This is a genomic window from Pseudoalteromonas luteoviolacea H33-S, from assembly GCF_001625695.1.
GTDB lineage: Bacteria > Pseudomonadota > Gammaproteobacteria > Enterobacterales > Alteromonadaceae > Pseudoalteromonas > Pseudoalteromonas luteoviolacea_B.
Window position 1 is genome coordinate 19,222 of the sequence record NZ_AUXY01000051.1, and the last position, 24,662, is coordinate 43,883.

Sequence of the window (24,662 nt, forward strand, 5' to 3'; positions counted from 1 at the left end):
GGCTGCCACCGCAGCCTAGCAAGTTGGGATAAAGCAGGATATTTAATCTAGTGTCAGTACAATGCGCCCTTGAATATCGTTTTCTAGCATCTGATCAAAGACTTGATTGATATTGGCAAGAGGTTGCGTTTGCACAATGGCGCGTACTTTTCCAGCCGCGGCAAACTCAAGGCACTCAATGAGATCTTGCCGCGTTCCGACGATACTGCCTATTACACTGATCCCTTTTAATACCGTATCAAAGATAGGGATAGGTAGTGCATCATTGGGTAGTCCAACTAACACACATTTACCACCGCGTTTGACGCTTTGATATGCACTGTCAAAAGCGTTTTTTGAAGCCGCTGTACAGATAACTGCTTGCACGCCACCAAAGTTTGACTGAATATGAACAGCCGGATCGGTTTTTTGATAATCGATGTAATGATCGGCTCCGAGTTCTTTGGCCAGGGCAAGCTTATTGTCACCCGTATCCACTGCAATCACATTTAAGCCCATGGCTTTAGCGTACTGAATTGCTAAATGCCCAAGCCCACCAACGCCAACAATAGATACCCACTGTCCCGGCTTGGCCTCACTGACTTTAAGTGCTTTATAGGTTGTAACGCCAGCACAGAATAAGGGAGCAGCTTCGACAAACCCTAAATTGGCGGGCACTTTCACAACATAGTTGGCATCAGCTAAGCAATATTCCGCATAGCCACCATCAACTGAGTAGCCGCTATTTTGCTGCTGAGAACAGAGATTTTCGTCTCCCTGTAAGCAATGTTCACAATGTCCACACGCGGAATGTAGCCAAGGGATCCCTACCTTATCACCAATGTTTAAATGGTGGACATCATCTGCTTTTTTCTCAATGATGCCAACACCTTCATGGCCGGGGATGAGCGGCATCTTGGGTTTTACAGGCCAGTCGCCATGACAGGCGTGTAAATCGGTGTGGCATACGCCACAAGCCGCGATTTTAACTAAAACTGTCCCGGGTTGGATTTTTGGCTGTGCAACAGTCTCTATGCACAGCGGCGCTTTAAACTTATGAGCAACGGCTGCTTTCATGGTGGATCCTTTCGTAAATAGAAGACAATTGATTGTGCTGACATTGAGTGTATCTAGTTTTGCATTGCCAGGGTTGATCCGGCGCAATATTTTGCACTTGATGGCATGGGGAATGTTTTTAAATTCACGTTCAACGTGAAATAGTTTCTCTGTCTTGCTTTCTTGCTCTGCCTTACAGTGGGCATAACCTAATCGATATAGCCCATGCCAGAATATAAGAGGAATTAAATTGAAGGATTTAACGCACGGCGGGATACACAAGCATCTGACCTTCATGAGTGTGCCCATTATGATGGGTATGTTTGTGCATACTTTAAACTTTATGGTTGAGCTTTACTTTGTTGGAAAATTGGGCAGCGCCGCTTTAGCCGGAGTCGGGAGCGTTGGCGTATTAGTCTTTTTTGTCTTGGCTGCAACGCAAGTACTTAACGTGGGTATGGGTACTTTGATCTCTCATGCGGTAGGTAGGAAAGATAAATCGCATGCCAATACTTTGTTTAATCAAGGCATATTTATATCCATATTGTGCATGATTGGCGTAATCATCTTTGGGCTACTGTTAGCACCGATTTATTTCGATGCCTTAGCGCCAGATACCGCGACTTTAAAAGCTAGCCTTGATTATTTTTACTGGTTTTTACCTGCGTTAGCACTTCAGTTTCCTATCACTGCGATTGCTGCCGCATTGAGAGGAACTGGCGTTGTTAAGCTTCCCATGTTGATTAATATTGTCGCCGTAATTCTCAACATGTTGTTGTCTCCTTTACTTATCACAGGCAAAGTTTTTGGCATGGCGCTCGGGGTGGCTGGTGCGGCGCTTGCTAGCTCAATTGCTATGGCATTGGGCTTTGTGGGACTGTTCTTATATTTGAAATACAAAGAATGTTATTTAGGTTTGACCTTTAAGCAATGCTTGCCAAATGGAGTGGAAATTAAACGTATTATCGGTTTAGGTCTGCCAGCAGGTGGTGAACTGCTATTCACATTTGTTTATATGTCCGTCATTTACTGGGTTTTGCGTGATTTTGATGCTTCTGCACAAGCTGGTTTTGGCGTGGGGGTTAGAGTGATGCAGGCACTATTTTTACCCGCTATGGCTGTGGCGTTAGCCGGTCCTGCAATTGCGGGGCAAAATTTCGCGTCAGGTAATATGCGTCGTGTTTTAAACACCTATCATCAAATGGCGTGGATGACTTGTGGATTGATGCTGATTTTAAATGGACTCTGTGTGTTTTACGCTGATATTTTCATTACGCCTTTTTCAAATGAGCAAGAGGTTATTGTTGTCGCAACTGTTTTTCTGAGTTATGTGTGCTTCAACTTTATACCTGCAGGATATGTACTTACCGTGTCAGCCATGTTTAAAGCATTGGGGAATGTTTGGCCTGCATTATTGAGCACAGTGATCAGATTGAGTTTATTTTCAGTGCCGGTTATCACGCTCTCCCTAACCTCAACCATTAGTTTAGAAATAATATGGTCAATATCTGCAAGCTCTGTGTACATACAAGCGGTTGTCAGTCATTTTTTACTTAAAAGAGAATTGTACAAGAAGGGTCTGCAGTTGGTGTCCTTCGGTGAGTGTAAAGCAAAGTGGCCACCACTATATAGAGCTAAAGATACACCAAATAAATCAGCCTCATAGTGACCCTTCAGCCCCTCTGACTTGAAAAACAAATTCGCTTCCTTGACCAAGGCGGCTATTTACTTTTATCTCGGATTTAATCAGTTCGATGAGCCTTGCCGTGATGGCAAGGCCAAGGCCTGCATGAGACTTTTTGCAGCCACGCGTATTGCTTGCTTGATAGCGCGCTTCAAAAATATACGGCAGCTCTTTGGGGCTTATTCCAACGCCTGTATCTTGCACGGCAATGCTGTAAGCTTTTTCAGTGGCACAAATTGAGATACAAATGCTGCCTTTTGCTGGGGTATGACGCAGCGCATTTTCAATTAAATTGCTGAGAATTCGTTCTAGCTTTGCAATATCAGAGTAGACAGTAAAATCACATTCAACTGGGTACACACTTAATGAGATATCTGCTTTTTGCGCTTTTAATGCGAACTTAGCGAGTACGTCATAAATAAGCTCGCCAAGATTAAACACTTCAAAGTTGACTTTAGACTGTCCAGATTCTAAATGAGCAAGTTCAAAAATCTGATCGATGAGGCTTTTTAACTGATTGCAGTTTTTAAGCGAAATCGCGAGGTACTCTTGCTCATTGTTGCCCGTCGGAGGGTTTTTTTCTATGAGCTCTAAGTAACCTTGTAGCGATGCAAGTGGCGTACGCAAATCATGAGATAGATGCGCTAACAGCTTGCGACGTTGCTCATCTATGGCTGTAAGCTGCGTCATTTGCTGATTTATCGTTTCGAGCATGCTATTGACACTTTGCCCAACGACATGAATTTCGTTGTATTTTGATGACCAAGTTAATGGATTAATGGATTGCATATCAAAGTCATTTTTTTCAACCTTTTGAATAAATTGGCTGAGACGTTTTAGTGGCCGAGTCATAGTTCGAAATAGCAGCAACAAAATGGCAAACAGAAAAATGGCCATGGCGATTAACCAAGCGATGCTCTGTGCTAATTGTTCAGAGCTTTTTATATGCGCGCTGATAGAATCCGCAATCGACGAGCCGATAATGACATACAGGTATCCTTGTAGCTTGTCTCCGTTATACACGGGGGACACTGAAAAAATTTTGTTTTGTTCAACTGAACGCGGGTCATCACCATATATAGGCAGCTTAGTCGGTTCATTAATAAGCTGAATAAGTGGACGTAAATCAATAGACTGCCTTTTTACTTCACCGGGTTTTGCTGAAAAAGTAAGTAGCTTGCCACTGGGATCAACAAAGTAAAACTCAAAAGCTGGACCAAGCACCATCAGTGTATGGAACAAGTTCTCAAGTGCTTTGTAATCATAGACGCCTTGCTTAAGTAGCGGGTTGTCTTGCGCTAAATGCTCAGCAAGCCCTAAATGCAATTGTTGTTCTGCTTGAGCTCTGGAAATAGAAGAGAGGTTTTGCGTCCAGTACACAAACGCAGAGACTGTGAGCATGAATACACCAGTAATGACGAGTGCAAGGCGGTGATAGAGTGAAAAGGTCATAACCTGTCCTGTTGCAAAGGCTTAGAATTGAGTTTATAGCCAACGCCCCAAACGGTTTCGATGATCGCTTGGTCTGTGAGTTTTTCTATTTTGGTCCGTATGCGATTAATATGAGAATTAACGGTGTGTTCGTAACCCAAATGGTCGTAGCCCCACACAGACTCTAGTAATTGCGCACGGGAAAATACTTGATTGGGATGTTTGACGAAAAATAGCATAAGCTCAAACTCAGTTGCGGTCAGCTCCAACAGCTTTTGATGTAAAGATACTTCGTGGCAGTGCGGGTCAACATGCAGGTCACCGAGTTTTATCGGGGCTGAAACGCCCTTAGGTATTTCAATGGATTGCTGTGCTTCTAACAGCTTAATGTGTCTTAACTGTGCCTTGATACGGGCTTGAAATTCACGATAGCTACAGGGTTTACATATGTAGTCATCGGCCCCCATTTCTAAGCCAATGACGCGATCCATCTCACTACTTTTTGAAGTTAACATGACAACACTGATTTTGGGGTGGAGTGTTTTTATTTCTCTGCACAATGTTAAACCATCGACGACAGGTAGCATGACGTCTAACAATACGATGGCATAGTGTTGCTGCGTTAGTTGAGCCATAACACCTTCTCCTGTCGCAAGGTGATCAACTTCAAGGTCAAGCTCGTTTAAATGTACTTGTAGTAAACGAGCGATGTCTAAATCGTCTTCGACAATGAGCACGCGTTGATGCATAGACTAACCTCCTGCTCGTGCTTATTACACAAGCAAACACGCCCCAGCTACTCGGTTGCCGGGGCGAGTAGGAGGCTATTTGGTTCTCATAATGGTCACTGACATCAATGGGTTGTCAAATTTATGAGCACTGCTTAACACAGAGTTCGTCAGACCATCGTCTTGACCGACAACACCAGGATGCATGGCAACCTTGTTCAGTTCTTCTCTTTGTGCATTAAACCCTTCCCCATTGTCAGCGGGGCCAGGAATAGTGCCACTGGTTTCTGAATTCTCTTCAGTACCTGCGTCATACGCATAGGTGACATAGTGCATCTCGTCACCTACAGCCATAGAAGACACATCTAAGGCATTAAGACCGGTAAAGCCGTCATTTGTATTCACCATCATGGTAAATAATGATAACTTTTGTTCATCCAGTGACGATTGCGTTAACATAAGCTCTGTTTTTGCCCCAGGTGGCAAAACCCCTTCTCCAGACACTTTACTCTGCACGACGCCCAAGGCAAGCAAATCACTGTTGTCTCCACTTTCTGCCATTTTTTCAAGCGCTTCACTGGCTGGCTGACCAATTTCCCATAGTTGTCCTTCTTTATGCAATACCACACCAACAGGGGAAAGAGGTTGGGCATAAGTCATGTTTGTCACAGTGACTTTTAACATGGCCTCGCTAGGCTCCGGATCTGGTGTCGGGTCCGGCGTTGGGTCAGGTGTTGGGTCCGGGGTTGGGTCTGGAGTTGGATCAGGCGTGGGGGCCGGTGCCGGACTTTCAACGACTGTCATCGGTTCATCGTCATTATCACTACAGGCAACCAGGGTCAGGCAAGCAATCGGTATAATCAATTTAGAGAGTTTCATGATAGCCACCTTATTTTACTGTGATAGTCACTTTAGCAACTGGGTTCAACCAGCGGTGTACTGTGTTGTGTAAATTACTGTTACCGCCTGTTGGATTATCATCGCCTATGTTACCTCTATGAATGTGTATCATTTCATTGGCTTCATCAGTCGTTACACCAGCTCCCCCGGTACCTGGAGCTACACCAGGAGAAGCAGGAATACCTAATACACCCGGTACACCTGAGCCGTCTTCGACCAATTCATTATTGGCCTCTGTACCTGCATCATAGGCGTTCAAATAGACGTGATAGGTGCCCGCTTCAGTTGGGATCTGCCAACTATTAAGTCCGATAAAGCCGTCGTTGGTTGGCAGCATCATAGCAACGATAGACAGCTTATCGTTGCCATCCGTGGTTTCTAAATCTGTCATCGTGCTTGTTACAGGCGCGAGTAAACCTCCAGCAGGGTTTAGAGCAGTATTCGCGCTAATGCCTGTCAATATGGTGTTAAGACCATCCAAGCTGCCGCCTTCGGCCATGGCTTGTAGCTCATCAGATGCTTTGTCTCCAACATTGAATAACATGGCATCCTTGGTGTGCGCAGTAATGAGTAAAGGGGTGAAGTATATTCCTTGGGTTAGGTTAGTAACCTTCACTTCAAGCGAGGCTGCATGTGCAGCACCGGAGCTAAGAAGTGTGCCTGCGATGAGTGATAGAATACGTGTTTTCATAATTGGCTCTTGTTGTTTGTAATTGACAACACTAAGCATGCAGGGCAATTATTACGAAAGCCTCCCTCAATTATCACAAATTTATCACAGTAAGATCATTTTTTAATTCAAGCCAAAAAAATCAAAACCAGCCACTTGGGCTGGTATTGGCAGTTAAAATTTACCGGCAGGCGGCCATTGAGGGTTGCATATTTCATCTTCTCCCACGGCCGTTGGTGCTTCGGCTGTGATGCTTGATGGGGTATCTTCTTTTGGTATACACACCTCAACAACATAGTTGGTGTTGTCGTGCTGGCGAACTTCTTCTAGTGCATTGAGTAGTTGTTCTATAGAGGTAACTTTGATTCCTTTACCACCAAATGCGTCCGGTAACTTAGCGATGTTCCAAGAAGGTAGATCATTGTAGCTATAAACTGTGTTGAGTAATTTATCTTGATAATCTACCGGCGGGTCACGAAATGGATTTGGATTCACAAGGTATTGCTCGATACCATAGATACCGTTTGCCAAGACAAACACAACGGTATTTTGTCCATATGCATGTTGATCGGCTACCGCTTGACAGGTTTCATGAAAGGCGCCATCGCCGACCACTACAATGGAGCGTTTATCAGGGTAAGCACATTTTACGCCTGTGCCAGCTGGCACAGAGTAACCTATCGATAACCAGGCGGCTTGTGCAACAAAGCCATTTCGCGAGGGAATTTTAACTTTTTGGGCACCGATCAGTGGGAAGCCGGCATCCACAATTAAAACATCCTCTTCTGAGAGCCAGCTGCTGATCGCAGAGAAAAAGCTATCATAGCCCAATTGTTGCTCTGGCGTAGGCATGCTGCTTAGCGGCATTGGCTTGCGAATGCCGCTCAGTTGGGCTGGTTGTTCTTTAGCTAGTTTTTCAAAGACCTCTGTAAGGTATAACAAATAGTCTTTAAGTTGGACCGACGGATAAAAGTCAGCTCCCACATAGACACCTTTATGAGCCGATAATATGGTGTTGCTGCTACGAATATCTTGATTGCCGGTATCTTTACCCGTTGTCCATGCACCTATACCGACTAACACGCCATCTTCTCCAACCAGATCTTTTACTTCAGATGGGGAGAGTGTCACGCAGCCTTCAAACCAAGGGTGTGTTTCAGCAATGACGGACTTACTCAATGCAGAGGTGACAAAATGTATCTGTCCATCGGGCATGGCATGATGGCGGTTGATCACTTCCATTAAATTGAGAAACTCATCTTGCAATTCGAGTCTTTGCAGTTCAATGCCTGCCCAAAATATGCTTTTTGGTTTTGATAGCATGAGCTGCAAGGTTGCTTCGGCAGCTTGTTTGGCACAACTGACCGTGAGCGTATCATTTTGCCGCTCTCTGATCCGCCCCTGTGGCCTTTGACACGGGCTACGCCAAATATCCTCTGTGACCTCAAAGTAGATAGGGCGCTGCTCACTGAGTAATGCTGTTAATGCCGAGTCGATTTGATAGGGGGCTTGTAGTGCATTGGTAATGCGCTCTGCGGCCACGGTGACTGGACGAAACATGTGAATATCGACAAACTCATATCCTGTGGTGTGGGAGTAAAGCAAGCCTTGGCACTTTGATATTTGGTCTTCTTTATTGGTGGGGGCACCATTGATTAAAATAACCGGAACTTGCTCGACATAAGAGCCAGCGATGGTATTGAGCAGACTAAATGCCCCCACGCTGTAAGTCACATAAGCGGCGCAGGGGCCTTTGAGCCTGGCATACGCATCAGCGGCAAACCCCGCGCAAATTTCATTGGCATTGCCCTTAATGGTGATGGGGGATTGGCTGTCGGCTAAAATAGTATCGAGTAAACCTGCGGTGTAATTGCCAGCGACGCCAAACATGTGATCAACGCCAATTTCTTCCAGGCGGTCTTTGAAGTAGTCTGCTACCGTATATTCTTTGAAACATGAACTCATAACTAAACTCTCAGATTAGTTCGCAAAAAAGCGGCTCAGCGATTTGCTTAGCCGCCGCGTTGATACTGTCGATTACTTGGTATCGAAGTAGCAAAGGTCAACACCGATAACACTATCAAAGTCTTGTGCTCGGTCTATTGGCGCTGCATTTGCTGAGAAGTTAGTCTCAATGTATTGGTTGATGAGCTTACTGGAGTTTTCTTCGTAAATTGCTTTGATTGCATCCGATGCATGAATGTTGGTATTTTCAAAGTACACTTGACTAAATGGTTTCAAACCAAAGCTTTTTTCTAATGCCAAATCAGTTGAGCGCAATGCGCCTTCAACCCAGCCCTGATAATCAGAGAATGCTTCACCACAGGTGTATAGGTTGGGTAATGGCTCACTGAGTGTTCCCATGACTTCTTTATCATTAGCACCCACTGCCCATTGGTGAACGCCATAACCAAATTGTCGACTTGCTGGGATATCAAACTTGGTACTCCCTTCCCAAATGCGTGCACTGGTCAGGATTGGCTCAGGTACATAGTGGGTGTTAAATATTTCTTTGAAGAATTTTGTTGCCTGAGCCACAACCGCTGTCGACGCTGGATAGATATCATCTGGGACATCTTGCACATAATGACTTTGATTCGGGTGATGGTAAGTCTCGCCAATGTTTTGCAAGTTGCTCCAGAAGTTGATATTTAAATAGTCGCAATAGATGGTCAATGCGGCGGGTCGCTCGTATTTGTCATTGCCGATACGGTCCAATTTAGCTTGTACATCTTTTGAAGGGTGCGTTGTTCGCTCTTGGTACATCAGTGCTGCGGCCAATTCATCATTGATGGCATAGAAAGGATACACTGATCCTGTGGGTAAGTCGGCAAAGTTAGGGCCAAACTCAACGGCGGGTCTGCCAGTGGTACCACGACCCCACCACGCTGAGTCATAATACAGGTTAATTTTTAGCAGCGGCTGATTGCTGGCTGATTGCAGGGTGTTCCAAAGTTGCTCAGATTTGTCTTTGTCGAGCTGGTTAAACGCGTTGGAGCGAACAAATAGTTTTTCAAGTGCAAGCCTCGGTAAGCCTAATATCACTTTTTCTGCTTGCACGACCCCTTTGTGTGTTTTCCCATGTTCATCAGTGTGGCTATAGTGCAATGAATACAGCCCAGATTCTTCAGCAAAGTCGATTTCTTCAATACTGGTCTGTAAGTGAATATTATCAGTGCCGACTTCTTGTACGAGTTTATTCGGTAATGTGCTAAAGCCGTCTTTAAAGGTTTTAAATTGCACATTGGCAGGAAAGTCTTCTAGGAGCTGGTAAGCAACACCCGCGTTCATTTGCGATAAGAAGGTGCCATTGAAGCCAAGTACACGATAGAGCATATTGATACACTCTTGTGAGTAACCCATATCAGTATACAGGTCCCACAAGGTCCATTCATTTAGCGTTTGCCCTTGCCACTGACACTCTAATCTAAATGCTTGCCAAAATTCTGGGCCTCTGACTTCGGGACGTTGCTGAAACTGTGGGTTAGCTTCTAATATGCGATTAAACACGACATTAACGATGTCTTTTGGGTTCACACCTTGCTCAGATTGGTCAAGGTTATATAAGTGTGACCAGATAGCATAATTATCTTGTTGTGCATCTGTAACGCTAAAGCTTTCACCGCGAAAGAATAAACGGTTATTTCCACCACTGCTCATCGGAAAAGGAACGATGTCGTTTTGTAAATTGAGTTTTAAAAATAGCGCCATCAGGTCGTCCATTCCATCAAACAAGAAGCGCATGCCGCCTTGCTCTTCTTTAACCGTGATGGTCTTTGGCTGATCTGAACGTAGATTATTAAACTCGATCAGATCGGAGTCTAAACGTCCGCCTGTTCTATTTGAGCGTTCAAATATAGCCAAATCTTGTACTTGTGCTTCTTGCTGTAATCGCCAGGCACTATATAGACCTGACATACCCGCGCCAACAATGGCGACCTTTACTTTTGAGGGGAGGGGTTTATCCGTGATCTCTTTGCCAAATGTGTAATGTGTCATAGTTTTTCCTTAGCCTTGATGGTTAAGTCTACTTTGGCAGACGACTACTCCTATAAACGACTACTGCGACTGTGCTGCAAAAGCAGATAGTTAAATCTGCGATTTACATAACGTTTTACATTTATTATGTAAGTTGTTTAATGGCCCAATAAACTGCTACTGCACGGCGCATTTATATAATTCAAATTAAATGTAGCACAAAGGTTAACTTTGTGATGGTGCTGTTGAACGTATTCCTCTATTTATAAGGTGAATAAACCAGCGATAAATTATGTTGACTGAAGATTATCTTATGACGCTTGAGTGCATTGAAACATTGAGGCAAACTATATGCAAAACATATGGTTATATTGAGAAATTGCGAAAGCCAACCTAATGGTGTGATGTCATGCGCTTTAAAATTGATAACAAGGAAGTCGACCTCGTTCGCGGAGTGGTTTATACCCTAGACGCACAGCAACGAAAGCGGCATGAGATCCGTGCAAAAACCTTACAAGTTTTGACTGTGTTAGTTGAAAACGCGGATCGTGTTGTGACTAAGCAAGAGTTACTTGAAATGATATGGCGCGATTTAGTCGTACAAGATCAAGTGTTGGTGCAGTCAATAAAAGAAATACGAGATATGCTCGGCGCCAATACGATTAAAACTTTTCCTAAAAAAGGTTATCGATGGGTAGCTGAGATAGAGCGCATTCAAAAGCCAGTTCAACTTAAAGCGCTTATTCCGACGCGTATCTTAGCTATGGCTTTTTTAGCATTGATATTAATCATTGGCTTGGCTCATTATATTTTAGATAAATCCAGCTCACAGCAGTTGCCTCGTGTTGCATTCTTACCCGTAGAAAACAATATGCCTGATAAATTGCATGACTGGGTGCCTGTGAAAGGCATGGATCACCTCACCTATGGCCTTGCTCAACAAACAGAGTTACCTGTCAGTGATACTGACGATGTGCTGTTGGCAATAGAACATTTACAGCAACGAGATCTGCAAAATACGATGTCCATAGCACAGCTGGTGTTTAAGCTTCAGCAAAAGCTCGGAGCACAATTAATAGTACAAACTCGATTGACAGGTTACCCTGAAGATTTACAGCTACATTACACATTGCATTCTCAACATGGTCCACAGCAGGGAGTAATTTTGTCCCACAGTGTTGATGATGCATTAAATCAATTAGTCAGCGCATTGGCAGAAAAGTTTGGTCAACGAGAAATAACTGACGGCAGCCATTATCAAGGAGCGTTCAGTAATCAGGCTTTTGCCAAAGGGGTGAATGCATTTTTAAAGCGTGATTATGAAGCTGCCATTGTATTGTTTCAAAGTGCGTTAGTAGAGCAACCCAATATGTTAGCTGCAAGGCGGTATTTGGCCGGCAGTTTGGCCAACACTTACAAGTTGCCCGAAGCGATTAACTTGCTTCAAGGCAGTTTATTGCTAGAAGATAACTCAGTCAGTCAAAAAGAGCATTTACGTGCCAATTTACTAATAGGCTACCTATTGATCCATTGGCCTCAAGGTGACAATAGGCAGCAAGAATTAGATTTAGCAGAGCAGTACATAGCGAAAGCGAAAGGATTAGCTCAATCCAGCCAAGACAAGTTATTTATCGCGTACTCATATGAAGAACTGGGAAAAATTAAGCGTTTACAGGGCCAATATAGTGAAGCGACAAGATGGCTATTGGCTGCGCTTGAATATCATCAGAGCTTCCATGGTCGCTATGGGCAAACGGCCGCTTTGATTGAACTTGCTAAAATAGCCATTGCACAAGAAGAGATCAGCGAGGCAAAACTCTATTTTACCAAAGCGATGCAAGTTGCAAATGAGAGTAATGCCAGCCCAAATCAAATTTGGGTATTGTTAGCACAGGCTGACATGTATCGTGATTTGGGGCAAAAAGCCCGTGCGCATACAATGGCGCAACAGGCGCTAGATATCGCCCATCTAGCGGATAGCCCGCAACTCATTGCCAGAGTGCAGGCTTGGTTTGCCCATGTGCCTATTCACACAGTGAATTAAAGGCTACAGTAATCTGCCTGTTTTGGGCGCCAGTCAGGTACGGTATCGCGTTGAGCAACGTTAGACTTTCTGAGTTGCTCTACGGCTTTTACAACGGCTGTTGGCTTAACCACCTGATCTTTTACAAAATAGACCCAGTCTACATCTTGGTAGTATTGGCGCATTTGTGTAGATTGCACTAATTTATTCGGGTCAAACCATTGGTTAAAGTTAATCGACATCGGCACTTCTGGGTATACGTCTGCACCATGCTCAGCGAATAAGTGGCCATTTATATAATACTTGAGGGTATTATCAGCGACTTGCAAAACCAGTGTGTTCCAGCCTTGTAGTGACTCGATATGATAGTCATATGCGTTGACCTTGGTCCAAGGCGTTAATTGAAAGGTTTCCCAAGAGGTAGCAAATAAGGCAAGACGTTCGGTCCCCCAGCCTCCATTGGGTAGATACTCAAAATCCATTTCGCTGTAGTTTTTATCCATTGGTGCTTTTAAAGGACTAATGGCGTAAAACGTTTGTATGACGGCGTCCCCATCTGGTCCATATTGCGGCGCGTCATTAAAATAGACTCGTGCAGCATAGGTTCCCTCTTTATATTTTCGATTGTGGCAGACTTGTGTGTGGCGTGTATTCTCTGCGGTGCCATCAGTTTTCGCGGTAATGCGCATTACAGTATTGTTGTGATTGATAGGGTCTGGGTGGAAAGTAACGCCTTCTTTCCACCACGTTGCGTTTTTAATGCCCGGGTGGCCGGTTTCATCACGAATTTGCCAACCATTTTTTTGCGCATCAGAAAATTGACGATAACTAAAATCATCAAACATGATCTGAGGTGAGTTTGCATTTGCGACAGGGGATGTGGCACAAATACCCATCGTACCTGCAACCAATAAGCCTAGTTGTGCTTTTATTAATATTTTGTGTGTCAGCATCGAGTTTACTCCATTTTCTTGTGTTTGGAGTAGCTTGTTGCACGGGCACAAAAAGGGCGAATTAAACTTACTGAAATTTGTCTATTTTAATTTATTAAAAAATATTAAATGCATGATTTTTATGAATATAAAAATGAGCCTTACTCATCCATAAGCAGGCTCATTGGGCTAGTAATTTAGCTTTTAATTGCGGGCTTGAACGTCTACTTCTTGTCCATCAGCTAAACGCTCCGCACCGCGAACAGCAATACGGTCACCAATGTTCAGTTGACGCGTCTTATCCGTCGCTTGTATCTCAACCAGTTTGCCTTCACCTTTACCGACACTCACAGGGATCTGTTGTACTGTGTTATCGCTATTGATTTTAACTATGTGGATCCCTTGCTGACGGATAATTAAGGCATCGCGATTTATCAATAACACAGATTGCTTCGATTGCAGCGGCACGGTGACATCAACGAGTTGACCAACCGCATAAGTATGCCCAAGCCCTGCGTCTAATTGGGCTCTGACCTCTACCGTTTGCGAGCGCGGATCAGTTGCTGGGATCACGCTGCTTATGGTGGCGGTATTGCTTGTTGGGTTGCTCAAATCGCCACTTTGAAATGGCAAAGCAATACCGAGCTTGAGGTAGTGTAAATACTTAACTGGGACATATAGTCTGGCTTCGAGGTTGTAAATATCCACAAAGTTGAGCAAGTCGCTGGCACGGCTGACTTCTCTGCCTGCGCGTTTGAATCGCTCACTGACGACACCTGTAAAGGGCGCTCTAATTGTCGCTCTTGATAGCTTATCAGCAATAACGCGAAGCTCGATTTCAGCCAGCGCAATGTCAGAAAGCGCTAAGTCATGTTCGTTTTGCACACTGTCCACTTGCGTTGCCGCTGCACTGTTTGTTTTAGCCAGCTTTTGTAAACGACTGAGTTCTTGTTTGTGGAACTTTAGATTTATTTTTGCGCGTTTGAGCATTTCTTGCTGGCGCGCTTTTTCAAGCTCAAGTGGTAGGGTGTCCATGCGAACTAAGACATCCCCCTGTTTTACTTGCTGCCCGGGCTCTGCAACAAACAACAGTCGTCCTGCAAGCCCTGAAGTAATGACCACATCTTGTTTACCAAACAAGGTAGCACTGACAGCAAGTGAGCTAGATATTGGCGCTTGGGTGACTGATTCGACAGACACAGGAAGCGCAGCATGGCTGGTGGCACCGTACATGAGTGTGCTGCATGTCAAAGCCAAGGAGAAGAGTTTAATGGTTAAAGAGGTTTTACGCATTGTCGGTCCTTATTGGTTTGACACTAAATTTAAAGCGGGTTTCGACTCGCTATTTTGCTTTGGTTTTGGCTGTTTCCCTTTACCGAGTTGCAGCAAACTCGGCATTAATATCAAGGTAAATAGCGCGCTAATTGCCATGCCGCCAACAATCACTGTTGCTAAACCGCGATAGATTTCCGCACCAACACCGGGGACTAATGTGAGGGGCAACATGCCAAAGAGGCTGGTTAACGTACTTAAATAAACGGGTCTTGCACGCAGTAATACGGCTTGTCTGACAGCATCTTGTCGCAACATACCAGCAGCTTCTGCGACCCGCGTTTGATCAACAAGGAGGATGGCGTTGTTGACAACCAGACCGAGCAAAATAATAAAGCCGATCATCGTCAGTAAATCAAGCGACTGAAAAGTAAATAAATTCAGTATATACAGTGCTATCACACCACCCGCAGCGGCCAATGGCATGACCATAAGCACGAGCAAACTGTCTTTGGCAGACTTAAACAGCGCACTCATTAATAAGAATAAGATGAAGAGGGCTAACACAAAGTTGATCGCCATTTCTTGAATAGCAGAATTCATTTTTTGGGCGTTACCGGAGAGAATGACACCGGCACTTTCAGGCAGCGAAGCCTTCACTTGAGGGATAACTTGTGTTGTTAAAATTTGTTGCGCTTGCTCTAGTGACATCGTTGCTGGGGGCGTGACGACAACACTCACCGTTCTGCGACCGTCCACGCGGCGTAATTGACTGGGACCAACTGTGCGTTCGACATGCGCAAGTTCACCTATGGTTTGAATACCAGAATCAGGTGTAACAATTGGCAGTGCTTTAAGTGCTTCTGGTGACTGCCAATTTTCGGCGCGTAAAATCACATTCATTCTGTCATTACCGTTAAAATATTCATTCACGAATAGGCCGCCGGTAAACGCTTGCACAGCTTGAGCAACATCTTGGCGTGTAATGCCTGCCTGTGTAATACGTCGATCATTTGGATGCAACCTGAGTTCAGGCTCTGCCATATCTAATCTTGGCTGTGGTTGGGCTGTGGCCTCTGGAATCGCTTCTTTCACGGCATTTAAAGCAACCTGTGCACCAGTAATGAGATCATCCATGTTCGGGCCTGTGATCTCAATATCAATATTGCGTCCATCGCCACCATTTGATACTTGGATCATTGAGCCTCTAAAGAGGAAGACTTGGGTATCAGGTAAATCAACGAGGATTTCTTCGCGCGTTACTTTCATTAATTCTTCGACTCTTTGCGGGTCTGCCGAATAAATAAATCCACCTGCGTTAGTACCGAATAGATAAAAGTTAAAGTCTTTAATACCCGGCTGCTTTTCTCCAGTGTAGTGGGGCATCAAGCGTGCTTTAACTCGCTTTAAAAGCTCCTCTTCCATATAGTTAACATTGCCACCCGGTGGGGTAACTAAAGAAAAGAAGAAGCCATCAGTGGGTGCTTGTGGCATAAAGTCTGTTTTTGGCAACATGGTGATCGTGATGAGTATCGAGCAGCCTAATAAGCCAGCTACCCAGCTTATTTGCTTCACCCGAGAGTTGGTGAGCATCATGATAAAATTGGTTAGCTTTTTCCAATATGCCTGATAGGGATCTTTTTTCGCCTTGCTATCAGGTAGGTAACGGTTGGCCATTGGAATAATGGTGAGTGCGCTAACGAGTGATGCAATCACAGCAATGGATAAGGTCAGCGCCAAATCTGAAAACAGTTGTCCTTCAATACCGGCCATAAACAAAATAGGTAAAAAGATGGCGACGCTGGTGGCAGTTGAAGCAAACAGGGCGCCTGCAACCTGTGTTGCGCCTTTGAGTGCCGCCTTGTGGTTATCAAATCCGGTTGATTTTAGCCGCGCGATATTTTCTTGCACTATTATCGCTGCATCGAGCACTAAACCAACGGCAAATGCAAGGCCGGCCAAAGAAATGACATTAATACTGCGATCAAAAATATTCAGTGCTAAAAACGCCATCATCAAAGATACAGGGATGGTTGCAGCAATGATGAGGGTGGTTTTAACACCACGAAAAAACAGCCATAAAATAATACAGGATAGGAGCACACCTAAGCCCAAGTTACTTTTAACTAGGAGCAGCGCATTTCGAATATGTACTGACGCATCGTAACTGAGCTCTATACTTAGGCCTGCTTCAGCCAAAGGACCAGAGTTGAGTTCGCTGATGGCTGAGTTAATATCATCTAAAAGTGCGACGGTATTGGCATCATTGATCCGTGCGATACGAATGTAATAAGCGGGTTGTCCATTGCGACCACTCATCCCTAATCGATCGGAAAACGTTTCTTTAACGGTGGCGATATCGCCCAAATATATTGGTCTTTCGCCGGAATAACCAATGCGCATTTGCAGCATGTCCTGCAAGTCATATTGGCCAGTAAAACGAACTGTATACTGCCGGCGGCCAACGTTTGCTAACCCTGCTGAGGTATCTTGTGAGGTGCGCAGAGTTTGCCTGATCTGATTTATGCTAATGCCCAATGCTGCAGCTTTATGTGGGTCAAAAGTTACACGAAGTTCTCTAGAGCGTTCACTGGCGAGATCGACACGGGAGACCCCTTGAATTTGAGATAATCTAGGCTCAATGATTTCTTCTATTTGTTTTTGGTATTGAGCCATGTCAAGGCTAAGACCTTCATCGCCTGCTTCTAACGGTGTGACAAGTAAAGTCGCTGCTGCGGCGCCGCCTCCGCCTCCAAAACCGCCACCAGCAGATACCACAGGGTCAATGGCATCAAGGGGGAGTGGAGGCGCTTGATTAAGGTTGGTTAAGACGTCTAGCATGGCTTGCTGCATATCTGTGCCAATTGCAAAAGTGAGTGAGATAGAACCATTACCACGGTTAATTACGGTATTGACCTCTAGCGCACCTGGTGTATTTTTTACCGCATTTTCTAGTGGCTCGATGATCACAGATTCAATTTCTTCCGGCGCAGCTTGACGCCATCCAGAAAAAATAGTGATTTGTGGTTGCTCAATATCTGGTGTGAGCTGTATTGGTAGTTTGAATATGCTTAATAATCCAAACACCAAAACTAGTGCCAAAATGACAATGACACTAGCGGGATTTTTAAGAGAACTGCGCGTTAAATTCATTACAACATCCAAGTTTAACAGTACACATTGGAGTGTAACGATTGAACAGAAAAGTGCTAGCCCCAAAAAATAACAGCATTCCCATAGCGCGATAAACCGCTGTTTTAAAGCGGCTGATAGCACACTTGCAATAAACTGTAACAATTTTTCATTGTTTGAAATATATGTTTTATAAGCGGTTAATAGATTGAAGCATGAGAGTCACGGGCCATGAGGATGAGATTCATCCGCCTAAATTACGAACCTGAAAGTCGTAGAACTTAATTTAAAGTGTGTCCATATCAAAAAAATCAACGAAAAAAGGCCTTTTTATCCACGAAAGCGCTGTCGTTTGATGTAGGTTAAACAAACTCACTTTCTGTCAAAGTTTATCTGTATATGTCATGTGCTGTGCATTAATATTTCGTTTTAAGTTTAGGGACTAACTCAAGAGCTGCGGGGTATCATGATGCGCTAAATTACTTGTGTGATGCCGAGCCTCAATATAGCTGATAAAGGATAAACAGCAACGCACTTTGATAATAGTTGTAAGGAGTATAACCATGTTTGTTGCTTTGAAATGGGACCATCAGATTGGCGCCCATTTTGTGTCTTGGTTAGTTGTGGAGTGCTCAGCGGTTAGAGATAAGTTTGGTCTGCCGCAGGCCATTCCTCCACGGCGTGACATCGCTTATTTTGTTAACCCGAAAACCGCAGAGCACGACGCCAAAGCATTTGCAGATCATAAAAATGGTGTTGCCAGTGTGGCGTGTGAGCAAGATTATTCACCGTATTTGTCGGATCATCACGGCTACGCGCACTATCAGTGGGATCACACTTACCTTGAAGAGTTGGTAAAGCATGCAGTTCTGTACTGGGAAGATGGAAAGCATATTGAAAGTCAGCCTTTTAGAGATGATGTCGCTTATTTTGTATGTCCATATGAATCCGAAGCTGATAGTCGTTTCTTTGCCCAGTATAAGTTAATGATGCATAGTCAGTGTTTGCTACATAGCGCTTAACTTTTACAGGTTTGAGGGCGAGCTTATGCCCTCAATATTGGTCTACAACTCTAAATCCTGAACTGAAAAGTTGGGGTAGATGCTTGGCTTAAATCGGTTTATGTTAATTAAAAAGCGACTATCTTTCACAGGCAAGGTGGCTGAACCATAGTCGTATGTATTGAGCTTGTCACGCAGTATTTGGTTGCTTATCCCATCCCCAGTCATATGATACCAACTAATGATAGGCGGGGTGACAAAGTACCCGTAGTCGTTTTCTGCGATTTCATTTTGCTTAGCAAATCTTAATGCATGTGTAAGTAGGCCATCTTTATGGTAGACAATTTTTAAATGGCCATTTTCAAAGGGTAGCTCGTTAGCTGGTTTGGTGTAAAGATCCCCATGGGCGCTATAGCTGCCATGGGTAACGATGCCATCAATTGTCCAAATCGCAGCATACTCCCAGTCGTGGCGATGACCACCACCTAAGTATGGAAAAACCTGATCTTTTTTAAAATATAGGGCATAAAAGTGGGCGCAAAATTGTCCATCATTTGTCACCTTACAGGCATGTCTGTGCACAGTATTAGAAGTGGATAAAAATTGGCTATCACGACAGTGTCCGCCTAACGGGCCTGATGTTTTTAGTCCTGAATTTTGTTGTCCGGTGCGGCTTATACCTGCACTAGGCAGGCAGCCATCCGTATCAAAGTCAAATACCGGCTCGGTGTTGTTAATGATATAGGCGGGTGGTAATGCGGGCTTGAGTGCTACAAAGTCGTTTGCGTGCGAGAGTGAGCTAAAGGCCGTGCAGCCAAGCATAGCTGCACCATATATCACTTTATTGGTCATCATAATATTCCTTGTTATCGATAGTGATACTAGTCAATTGAGTATTTATTCTACAAGGAGTTTATGACGAAATGTATATTTATTGTTTACTTTAGTCTTTTTGTTCTAGCTCTGAAATCGCCTTTTGCTGGTAATCTTGTTTGACTATTTCCAAGGCATCTAGGACCTGTTGTGGCGGGATTTCGTTTTGCTCAAGTAGCATAATGAGATCAACGGCGAGCTTTATATATGGGGGGGCTTGGTCAACTGATGGGGGCTTATTCATTCGAGAATTGTCTCTTTTTGGATACTTGTTCAATGGCGACATCTATGGCTATTTTAACACGTTCTTCCATTTGTTGTCGCTCAGATTGAGGCAGGTAAAACTCCATATCTACATCATAGCGAATATATCGAGCAGGTAACTGATTGAGAACAGTACAGCAAAAATCAGCCATGACGTTATCGTCATACTTATCGTTTAATTTGCGCTCTAAGATTTGTTCGATCATGACCTTTTCATAATAATTATGTAAATCATCATGTAGTTTCATCGTGTTAACTCCTTAGTTTTCCCCCTCAATGCTACTTAAAGTCTATATCATAAAAGTAGAGTGCGCGACTTAAGACTAAGGTAAAGTTTGTTTCGAGTAGCCACGAAAACGTTCAAGAAAAAGGAGGCTAGGCAAGGAAACGAGAAGCTTGCAAGGCATTAAATAGTTGCTGATGTACGGTCACTAAGTTGTCGGTGTCACGTTGGTACCCGCCACCTAGGGCGCACATCAACGGCAAGGTATGTTGATAGCAATAGTCTAAAATGATCTGTTCACGCTCTAAAACACCTTGTAGCGATATATCAAAGTGGCCTAGCTCATCTTTTTGAAAGATATCTGCCCCAGCGTTGTACAATACAATATCTGGTTGATGGACACGGACACAGAGGTCGAGGGCTTGCTTAAGTGTACTCAAATACTCGCTGTCTTGTGTATTTGCGGGCAGTGCAAAATCATAATCAGAGGCTTCTTTGAGCCTTGGAAAGTTTTGTTCGCAATGGATTGAGCAGGTAACCACATCACTGCGAGACTCTAAAATAGCCGCTGTGCCATCACCTTGGTGGACATCGCAATCTAATATCAACACGACATCTGCTTGTTGTGTATCTATTAATTCGCACGCAGCAATGGCTAGATCATTAAAAATACAAAAACCACTGGCTCGGTCGCTAAATGCATGGTGATATCCACCGGCTAAATTTGCTGAGAAACCATTTTTAAGGGCATAGTTGGCTGCTTTTATGCTCGCTGCAACAGAAGTTAAGGTACGCTCAACTAATTGCTCTGACCAAGGAAACCCCATGCGCTTGATGTCGACTTGATTCATGGTGCCACTACAAAAAGCATCGACATACGCTTGGGTATGACAACGGGTGAGTTGCTGCTCAGTGGCTTTATCATTGACGGGTCTTAGATATTGACCCAGTCCAGAGGCTTCGATGCGCGCTTTGAGCTTTTCATATTTACAAATAGGAAAGCGATGTCTGGGAGGGAGGTCAAGGCTGCTGTAAATTTCATCGTAAAACAACACGTCAGCGATTACCTTGCTTTTCGAGCTGTTGTATTTTTTCTTCTGTGGCTGAAATGGCTTTACGACAACGCCCTAATCGGGTGTGAAGCGCCAGTATTTCAGCGTTAAGTTTGGCATTTTGCTCTGCATTTGCGCCATCGAGTTGAGCACGTCGAAGATCGATCATTTCTTGTAAGCGACGCTCAAATTCATGGTTTTGAGACAGCTCCTGATACAATTCATGGGAAGATTGCATAATACGCTGGATGGCTTTTTTATATACTTTGGCCTTTTTCGGTTGGCTCAGTTTGTTTTCTTTTGCCCAAACAGGTGTTGATTTAAGCACTTTAATTACAGCTTGCATTTGCTCACCCACTTGCTCTACAGCAAATTGGTATGCATGGCGGTTCTGCTCTGGTGGCAGGTTTTTTAGTGTGAGCTTTATCTCTTCGACATAATCACTGAGTAACAAACTCTTAGTGTGAAATAAATGACTATCAAATAAGCTCGGCTGATTTTGAATATAGCGGTTTTTATCAAACCACTTGGCATTATCAAACTGATAGGCTTGAGTGCCTAATTGTTCAAGTTTGCTGTTGAGCTTGTTCAGTGCTTGGCTCATGAAATATATGCCTCAAAAATGAGCTTGCCCGCTAAAAGTATCACGACAGTATTAAATATAGGCTTTATTAGCTTGCTGCCAAATTTAATGGCTGAATGCGCGCCAATCCAAGCACCGAGCATCAAAAAAGCCCCCATTGTGACACCGAGCAAGAAATTCACATGTCCCAGAGCAACAAATGTGATCAAAGAAATAAAGTTTGACACAAAGTTCATTGAGCGTGCTAAGCCACAGTTAAGTAGCAAGCTCATTTTATATAATAAACTATTTGATGCGGTCCAAAACGTGCCCGTTCCTGGCCCTGCTAAGCCATCAAAAAAGCCTAAAGATAAGCCTTGAAGCCATTGCTTAACTTTTAACATCGGGGTTTTCTTTGGCAAGGTATTCAATTCAGTCGAGCTGAGGCTACCGAACAAGCTATATAAAGCGACGATAATGATGATCACCGGCAGTAGTTTATTTAAAAACTCAATACTTAATTTATCAACCAATAAGGTGCCAAGGATTGCCCCAATGGCGGTAGCGATAGTCGAGGCCGCCCAAAAGCGTGGGTTGAATAATTGCTTTTTATAATAGGTGAAACTTGCGGTGAGTGAACCAAAGCTTGCAGCTAATTTATTGGTACCCAAAGTGACATGCGGCGGTAAGCCCGCAGTTAAAAGTGCAGGTACAGTGAGCATGCCTCCGCCACCGGCGACCGCATCAATAAAGCCAGCTGCCAGCGCAACTGCACATAAAAGTGCCCATGTGAGGGGATCAAAAGCGAGTTCTAGCATTCTTAATCTATTTGTCTTGCAAAGGGTGGTAGCGTGTCGAGCATGGCTTTTCCATAACGTTTGGTTACAAGGCGCCTATCAAGTATCGTGATGCGACCAGAATCAGTTTCCTTGCGCAGCAGTCTACCACAGCTTTGCACTAATTTCTTTGCAGCATCCGGTACAGTAATAGATAAAAACGGATTTCCGCCTTTTGACTGAATAAATTCAGCTTGTGCTTCTTCAACTGGCGAAGTGGGTACGGCGAAAGGTATCTTGGTAATAATCAAGTTCTCTAAATACTTACCGGGTAGGTCTAGCCCTTCAGACAGACTTTGTGTGCCAAATAAAATGCTGCCAGCACCTAAGTCAATGGCAGCTTTATGACGGCTAAGCAAGGCTTCTCGCGACATTTCTCCCTGCACAAGAATATTAAGTTTCTTTTTGCGCAGCGCTGCGACCACATGATCCATTTGCCAATAAGAAGCAAATAATACGAGGTTTGCTTTGTTTTTATCTAAGTATTGCGGTAGTGCATCAGCTAAAAAATCGCTGAATGTTTTATCAGTTGGTTCAACGGTTGTTTTGGGTAAATGCAAAGTGGCTTGTTGCTGATATGCAAAAGGCGAATCGGCTTTGATGAATTTCACACCATCTTCACCAATTAATCCACTCTCTTTGGAAAAATGATCAAAGCTACCTAGTGCAGTAAGGGTCGCTGAACACAGCACAGCGCCAGCGCATTCCCGCCAAAGCTTGTCTTTTAAGTAAAAGCCAACTTCTATTGGACAGTCACATAATAAATGGTCGTGATGGTTTTTATATTCCATACGCTTGATCCAGCGCGCGTGCGGGGTGCTTTCACCCTTGGCAGCATAGCTAAACCATAATTTATTGAGCTGCTCTAAACGATTAATGTATTGGCCACTTTCTACCAGCAAAGGATCGGCTAAAAATGCTTGTACGTCACCATCTGATACATCGGTTGTCAGTGCATCATGCATTTTATTTAGTGCTCTAAGCGCATCAAGCGTGGCATCTGCGATATCTTTCGCTTGAGTTGTTAGAGACTCAGGGACATCGCCGTTAATGAATCGGTAAGTATCGTTGTCGTTATATTCAAAATCTGCTTTATCTAGACTATCTCGAACCGTTCTAAGGCACTTACTGGCGTCGTTGGCTGCATCATTCAGTTTGAAATTTTGTCCTATCGCTTTTTGCGAGACAATGGTGTTGGCCATTTTGCCACTAAATTTTAATAGTTTTTCAAGCCACTCTATGGTGCCTTTGATGGTCGCGGCGGCGGATGAAAAATCACGCGTAATGTGAGGCAAATGATGGGCCTCATCAATGACATAAAAGGTATCTTCAGGTTCAGGTAATATTGTGCCACCGCCAAGCTCTAGATCTGCGAGCAATAACGCATGATTAATAACCAAAACATCCATTTGCGCAATTTTTTGTCGTGCGAGATGAAATGGGCACAAATGATGGGACTTCATTTGGCGTTGACAGGCGTGTTTGTCACAGGCAATTAAATTCCATACTTTATCAGGAATGGTATCTTCCCAGCTGTCTCTGTCACCTGCCCATTGCTTGTTTTGGTAGGCATTGGCAAGTGTCTGTAAACATTTCTGCTCCATGTCAGTCAACGGTGATGAGGTCGTTGGTACCAGAGACATTTGCATATCATCTTGATTCACCGCAGCCATAAGCTTTTGTACGCAAATATAACGCTGACGCCCTTTCACTAAATCAAATTTAAAGTCGATGCCGCTATGCTCTTTAAAAAAAGGTAGTTCCTTTTCAATTAGCTGTTCTTGCAGTGCGACCGTTGCTGTAGAAATTATGAGCTTTTTCTTTTTTGCGAGTGCTAATGGTAGCGCACCAAGGCAATAAGCTAGTGATTTACCCGTACCTGTGCCAGCTTCGATGACACAGATCCGTTGTGATTTGTGGTATTCACCAGCGAGCGTTTTTGCGATTTCTGCTACTAGGTAGTTTTGGCTGCTACGAGGGCGATAATCCTCAAGTTGCTGAGCGATATTTTGATGGGCATGGCGTACGGTTTTTTTTAAAGAGTCTGACAACATGTGGATCGCCTA

General features: G+C 44.0%; 20 protein-coding genes. 3 read left to right on the forward strand and 17 right to left on the reverse strand.

Annotated elements, in window-relative coordinates:
- Window positions 1-42: 42 nt before the first annotated feature.
- Entirely contained in the window at window positions 43-1,056 is a 1,014-nt protein-coding gene (adhP, locus tag N477_RS03790) for an alcohol dehydrogenase AdhP (protein ID WP_063360292.1), read from the reverse strand.
- 229 nt (window positions 1,057-1,285) lie between these two features.
- On the opposite strand from adhP, the gene N477_RS03795 reads away from it, so the two are divergent.
- The gene (locus N477_RS03795; RefSeq protein WP_063360291.1) at window positions 1,286-2,701 is read left to right on the forward strand and encodes an MATE family efflux transporter; all 1,416 of its coding nucleotides are present in this window, start codon (window positions 1,286-1,288) and stop codon (window positions 2,699-2,701) included.
- On the opposite strand, the gene N477_RS03800 is transcribed toward N477_RS03795, so the two are convergent.
- From N477_RS03800 to N477_RS03825, 6 genes are all read right to left on the reverse strand, one after another.
- Complete coding sequence (locus N477_RS03800) at window positions 2,696-4,171, reverse strand: sensor histidine kinase (RefSeq protein ID WP_063360290.1); 1,476 nt, start codon at window positions 4,169-4,171, stop codon at window positions 2,696-2,698. The genes N477_RS03795 and N477_RS03800 overlap by 6 nt on opposite strands.
- Window positions 4,168-4,899, reverse strand: coding sequence for a response regulator transcription factor (locus tag N477_RS03805; protein ID WP_063360289.1), 732 nt, complete (start codon window positions 4,897-4,899; stop codon window positions 4,168-4,170). Before N477_RS03805 ends, N477_RS03800 begins: the two co-directional genes overlap by 4 nt.
- Before the next feature lie 75 nt (window positions 4,900-4,974).
- Entirely contained in the window at window positions 4,975-5,757 is a 783-nt protein-coding gene (locus tag N477_RS03810; protein WP_063360288.1) for a spondin domain-containing protein, read from the reverse strand.
- 10 nt (window positions 5,758-5,767) lie between these two features.
- Window positions 5,768-6,469: a spondin domain-containing protein gene (locus N477_RS03815; protein ID WP_063360319.1), complete on the reverse strand. Its 702-nt coding sequence runs from the start codon at window positions 6,467-6,469 to the stop codon at window positions 5,768-5,770.
- Window positions 6,470-6,622: 153 nt separating this feature from the next.
- Window positions 6,623-8,413, reverse strand: a complete 1,791-nt coding sequence (locus N477_RS03820; RefSeq protein ID WP_063360287.1) for an alpha-keto acid decarboxylase family protein — start codon at window positions 8,411-8,413, stop codon at window positions 6,623-6,625.
- Between the two features lie 72 nt (window positions 8,414-8,485).
- A complete protein-coding gene (locus N477_RS03825; protein ID WP_063360286.1) occupies window positions 8,486-10,447 on the reverse strand; it encodes an FAD-dependent L-amino acid oxidase in 1,962 nt (653 codons plus the stop codon).
- A gap of 388 nt (window positions 10,448-10,835) precedes the next feature.
- Here N477_RS03825 and N477_RS03830 point away from each other — a divergent pair, with 388 nt between their 5' ends.
- Entirely contained in the window at window positions 10,836-12,470 is a 1,635-nt protein-coding gene (locus tag N477_RS03830; RefSeq protein WP_063360285.1) for a winged helix-turn-helix domain-containing protein, read from the forward strand.
- Here the strand turns inward: N477_RS03830 and N477_RS03835 are convergent.
- The 3 genes from N477_RS03835 to N477_RS03845 form a co-directional block, all read right to left on the reverse strand.
- Window positions 12,467-13,402, reverse strand: a complete 936-nt coding sequence (locus N477_RS03835) for a glycoside hydrolase family 16 protein (RefSeq protein ID WP_063360284.1) — start codon at window positions 13,400-13,402, stop codon at window positions 12,467-12,469. The genes N477_RS03830 and N477_RS03835 overlap by 4 nt on opposite strands.
- Window positions 13,403-13,585: 183 nt before the next feature.
- A complete protein-coding gene (locus N477_RS03840; protein ID WP_063360283.1) occupies window positions 13,586-14,674 on the reverse strand; it encodes an efflux RND transporter periplasmic adaptor subunit in 1,089 nt (362 codons plus the stop codon).
- 9 nt (window positions 14,675-14,683) lie between these two features.
- Window positions 14,684-17,806 carry an efflux RND transporter permease subunit gene (locus tag N477_RS03845; RefSeq protein WP_063360282.1) on the reverse strand — a complete coding sequence of 1,041 codons (3,123 nt, stop codon included), beginning with the start codon at window positions 17,804-17,806 and terminating at the stop codon, window positions 14,684-14,686.
- 542 nt (window positions 17,807-18,348) lie between these two features.
- Between N477_RS03845 and N477_RS03850 the strand changes: the two genes are divergently transcribed.
- On the forward strand, window positions 18,349-18,807 hold the full coding sequence (locus tag N477_RS03850) for a hypothetical protein (protein ID WP_063360281.1): 459 nt from the start codon (window positions 18,349-18,351) through the stop codon (window positions 18,805-18,807).
- A 42-nt stretch (window positions 18,808-18,849) separates the two neighbouring features.
- Here N477_RS03850 and N477_RS03855 read toward each other — a convergent pair whose 3' ends face one another.
- The 7 genes from N477_RS03855 to dinG all read right to left on the reverse strand — a co-directional run bounded on the left by N477_RS03855 (window position 18,850) and on the right by dinG (window position 24,650).
- Window positions 18,850-19,641 carry an NPP1 family protein gene (locus tag N477_RS03855; protein ID WP_231098044.1) on the reverse strand — a complete coding sequence of 264 codons (792 nt, stop codon included), beginning with the start codon at window positions 19,639-19,641 and terminating at the stop codon, window positions 18,850-18,852.
- Between the two features lie 88 nt (window positions 19,642-19,729).
- Window positions 19,730-19,903 (reverse strand): pleiotropic regulatory protein RsmS, encoded by a 174-nt coding sequence (gene rsmS / locus N477_RS25565; RefSeq protein WP_081216323.1) that lies wholly within the window; start codon window positions 19,901-19,903, stop codon window positions 19,730-19,732.
- Window positions 19,896-20,171 (reverse strand): late competence development ComFB family protein, encoded by a 276-nt coding sequence (locus N477_RS03860; RefSeq protein ID WP_063360279.1) that lies wholly within the window; start codon window positions 20,169-20,171, stop codon window positions 19,896-19,898. Before N477_RS03860 ends, rsmS begins: the two co-directional genes overlap by 8 nt.
- A 127-nt stretch (window positions 20,172-20,298) precedes the next feature.
- Window positions 20,299-21,201 carry a histone deacetylase gene (locus N477_RS03865; protein WP_063360278.1) on the reverse strand — a complete coding sequence of 301 codons (903 nt, stop codon included), beginning with the start codon at window positions 21,199-21,201 and terminating at the stop codon, window positions 20,299-20,301.
- A gap of 1 nt (window position 21,202) precedes the next feature.
- Entirely contained in the window at window positions 21,203-21,802 is a 600-nt protein-coding gene (locus N477_RS03870; protein WP_063360277.1) for a primosomal replication protein, read from the reverse strand.
- Complete coding sequence (locus tag N477_RS03875; RefSeq protein WP_063360276.1) at window positions 21,799-22,578, reverse strand: sulfite exporter TauE/SafE family protein; 780 nt, start codon at window positions 22,576-22,578, stop codon at window positions 21,799-21,801. The genes N477_RS03870 and N477_RS03875 overlap by 4 nt, the downstream gene beginning before the upstream one ends.
- Before the next feature lie 2 nt (window positions 22,579-22,580).
- Window positions 22,581-24,650: an ATP-dependent DNA helicase DinG gene (gene dinG / locus N477_RS03880; RefSeq protein ID WP_063360275.1), complete on the reverse strand. Its 2,070-nt coding sequence runs from the start codon at window positions 24,648-24,650 to the stop codon at window positions 22,581-22,583.
- Between the last annotated feature and the right edge of the window lie 12 nt (window positions 24,651-24,662).

Bases quoted from the DNA above. Each gene is read 5' to 3' on its own strand.
- adhP (WP_063360292.1), bottom strand. From the start codon at position 1,056: ATGAAAGCAGCCGTTGCTCATAAGTTTAAAGCGCCGCTGTGCATAGAG.
- N477_RS03800 (WP_063360290.1), bottom strand. From the start codon at position 4,171: ATGACCTTTTCACTCTATCACCGCCTTGCACTCGTCATTACTGGTGTA.
- N477_RS03805 (WP_063360289.1), bottom strand. From the start codon at position 4,899: ATGCATCAACGCGTGCTCATTGTCGAAGACGATTTAGACATCGCTCGT.
- N477_RS03810 (WP_063360288.1), bottom strand. From the start codon at position 5,757: ATGAAACTCTCTAAATTGATTATACCGATTGCTTGCCTGACCCTGGTT.
- N477_RS03815 (WP_063360319.1), bottom strand. From the start codon at position 6,469: ATGAAAACACGTATTCTATCACTCATCGCAGGCACACTTCTTAGCTCC.
- N477_RS03820 (WP_063360287.1), bottom strand. From the start codon at position 8,413: ATGAGTTCATGTTTCAAAGAATATACGGTAGCAGACTACTTCAAAGAC.
- N477_RS03825 (WP_063360286.1), bottom strand. From the start codon at position 10,447: ATGACACATTACACATTTGGCAAAGAGATCACGGATAAACCCCTCCCC.
- N477_RS03830 (WP_063360285.1), top strand. From the start codon at position 10,836: ATGCGCTTTAAAATTGATAACAAGGAAGTCGACCTCGTTCGCGGAGTG.
- N477_RS03835 (WP_063360284.1), bottom strand. From the start codon at position 13,402: ATGCTGACACACAAAATATTAATAAAAGCACAACTAGGCTTATTGGTT.
- N477_RS03840 (WP_063360283.1), bottom strand. From the start codon at position 14,674: ATGCGTAAAACCTCTTTAACCATTAAACTCTTCTCCTTGGCTTTGACA.
- N477_RS03845 (WP_063360282.1), bottom strand. From the start codon at position 17,806: ATGAATTTAACGCGCAGTTCTCTTAAAAATCCCGCTAGTGTCATTGTC.
- N477_RS03850 (WP_063360281.1), top strand. From the start codon at position 18,349: ATGTTTGTTGCTTTGAAATGGGACCATCAGATTGGCGCCCATTTTGTG.
- N477_RS03855 (WP_231098044.1), bottom strand. From the start codon at position 19,641: ATGATGACCAATAAAGTGATATATGGTGCAGCTATGCTTGGCTGCACG.
- rsmS (WP_081216323.1), bottom strand. From the start codon at position 19,903: ATGAATAAGCCCCCATCAGTTGACCAAGCCCCCCCATATATAAAGCTC.
- N477_RS03860 (WP_063360279.1), bottom strand. From the start codon at position 20,171: ATGAAACTACATGATGATTTACATAATTATTATGAAAAGGTCATGATC.
- N477_RS03870 (WP_063360277.1), bottom strand. From the start codon at position 21,802: ATGAGCCAAGCACTGAACAAGCTCAACAGCAAACTTGAACAATTAGGC.
- N477_RS03875 (WP_063360276.1), bottom strand. From the start codon at position 22,578: ATGCTAGAACTCGCTTTTGATCCCCTCACATGGGCACTTTTATGTGCA.
- dinG (WP_063360275.1), bottom strand. From the start codon at position 24,650: ATGTTGTCAGACTCTTTAAAAAAAACCGTACGCCATGCCCATCAAAAT.